This is a genomic window from Polaromonas sp. P1_E1_2 (genome assembly GCF_056406035.1).
Genome location: NZ_JBFUAZ010000671.1, coordinates 1 through 2,218, shown reverse-complemented (window position 1 = coordinate 2,218; position 2,218 = coordinate 1). Strand labels below are relative to the sequence as shown.

General features: G+C 62.4%; 2 protein-coding genes. Both read left to right on the top strand.

Annotation, left to right across the window (positions count from 1 at the left end; translation table 11 throughout):
• Positions 1-1,519 (top strand): energy-dependent translational throttle protein EttA (gene ettA / locus AC1D1P_RS21520; RefSeq protein WP_477674373.1); only part of this gene is annotated, 1,519 nt, incomplete at its 5' end.
• Positions 1,520-1,533: 14 nt separating this feature from the next.
• The gene (locus tag AC1D1P_RS21515; protein WP_477674372.1) at positions 1,534-2,070 is read left to right on the top strand and encodes a DUF1415 domain-containing protein; all 537 of its coding nucleotides are present in this window, start codon (positions 1,534-1,536) and stop codon (positions 2,068-2,070) included.
• The last annotated feature ends 148 nt before the right edge of the window (positions 2,071-2,218 follow it).

Sequence of the window (2,218 nt, the reverse complement as noted above, 5' to 3'; positions counted from 1 at the left end):
GCTCAAGATCATGGCCGGCCTGGACACGGAAATCGAGGGCGAAGCCACTCCCATGCCGGGCCTGAACATCGGCTACCTGCCGCAGGAACCCAAGCTGGACCCCGAGCACACGGTACGCGAAAGCGTGGAAGCCGGCATGGGCRCGGTATTCGCCGCCAAGGCCCAGCTCGAAGCTGTGTACACGGCTTACGGGGAGCCCGATGCCGACTTCGATGCGCTGGCCGCCGAGCAGGCCCGCCTGGAAGCCATCATCGCCACCGCCGGCACCGATTCCGAGCACCAGCTTGAAATCGCCGCCGACGCGCTGCGCCTGCCGCCCTGGGACGCCAAGATCGGTGTGCTCTCGGGCGGCGAAAAACGCCGCGTGGCCTTGTGCAGCTTACTGCTGTCCCGGCCCGACATGCTGCTGCTTGACGAACCCACCAATCACCTGGATGCCGAATCGGTGGACTGGCTGGAGCAGTTTCTGCAGCGCTTTTCGGGCACCGTGGTGGCCATCACCCACGATCGCTACTTCCTGGACAACGCCGCCGAGTGGATCCTGGAGCTGGACCGCGGCCACGGTATCCCCTGGAAGGGCAACTACAGCAGCTGGCTGGACCAGAAGGGCGAGCGCCTGGCACAGGAGCAAAAGGGTGAGGAAGCCCGCGCCAAGGCCCTGAAGAAGGAACTCGAATGGTCACGCCAGAACCCCAAGGCGCGCCAGGCCAAGAGCAAGTCGCGCCTGGCCCGTTTTGAGGAACTCTCCGACTTCGAATACCAGCAGCGCAACGAAACCCAGGAAATCTTCATCCCTGTGGCCGAGCGCCTGGGCAATGAAGTCATCGAATTCAAGAATGTCAGTAAATCCTTCGGTGACCGCCTGCTGATCGACAACCTCAGCTTCCAGGTGCCCGCAGGCGCCATCGTCGGCATCATCGGCCCGAACGGCGCAGGCAAGTCCACGTTGTTCAAGCTGATCGCCGGCAAGGAAACGCCCGACAGCGGCGAAGTCGCCATCGGCAAGACCGCGCGCATGGCTTTCGTCGACCAGCACCGCGATGATCTGGCCAATGAAAAAACCGTCTGGGAAGACATCTCGGGCGGACTGGACATGCTGACCGTCGGCAAGTTCACCATGCCCAGCCGGGCCTACGCTGGCCGTTTCAACTTCAACGGTGCAGACCAGCAAAAACGCGTCGGCATGCTGTCGGGCGGAGAGCGCGGGCGCCTGCACCTGGCCAAGACCCTGATCGCGGGCGGCAACGTGCTGATGCTTGACGAACCCTCAAACGATTTGGATGTGGAAACCCTGCGCGCGCTGGAAGACGCGCTGCTGGAATTCGCCGGCTCCGTGCTGGTGATCAGCCATGACCGCTGGTTTCTGGACCGTATCGCCACCCACATCCTGGCCGCCGAAGGCGACAGCCAGTGGACTTTCTTCAACGGCAATTACCAGGAGTACGAAGCCGACAAGAAGAAACGCTTGGGTGAAGAGGGCGCCAAACCGAAGCGTGTGCGCTTTAAGGCCCTGCACTAAGCCTGGACGCAGTCATGACAGACCAGGAGGTTCTGGACAAAACCCGCTTGTGGCTCGAAAAAGCCGTGATCGGGCTCAACCTGTGCCCGTTCGCCAAGGCGGTCTATGTCAAGAACCAGGTGCGCCTGGTGGTGAGCCGGGCCCGCCATGCGGACGGCCTGCTCGAAGAACTGGACCGCGAACTGGATCTGCTGGCGGCGACGCCGGCCGAAGAGGTCGACACCACGCTGCTGATTCACTCCACGCTGTTTGACGACTTCCTGGACTTCAACGATTTCCTGGAAATCGCCGAAGGCGTGGTGGATGAGCATGGCCTCGAAGGTGTGATCCAGCTGGCCAGCTTTCACCCGCAGTTCCAGTTCGATGGCACCGAGCCCGGCGACATTGGCAACTACACGAACCGCGCACCCTTTGCCATCCTGCATTTGCTGCGCGAGGAAAGCGTGGAACGGGCCGTGGAGGCGTTTCCCGAGGCTGAGGCTATCTTTGAGCAGAACATCCAGACGCTCGAAAAGCTGGGCCACACGGGCTGGAAGGCGCTGGGCCTATAACGCTGAGGCCTTATTTGGGCAAGTGCTGCTTGAGCACCGCGTGCAGCTGCGCGAAATTAAAGGGCTTGGTCACGTAGCCGCTGGCACCCAGGCGCAAGGCTTCCTCCAGCCGCTCTGACTCCGCGCTGGCCGACAGGAACACAAAGGG

What these genes read in the sequence shown, in the direction of transcription:
- AC1D1P_RS21515 (WP_477674372.1), top strand. Translation starts at nt 1,534, where the DNA reads ATGACAGACCAGGAGGTTCTGGACAAAACCCGCTTGTGGCTCGAAAAA.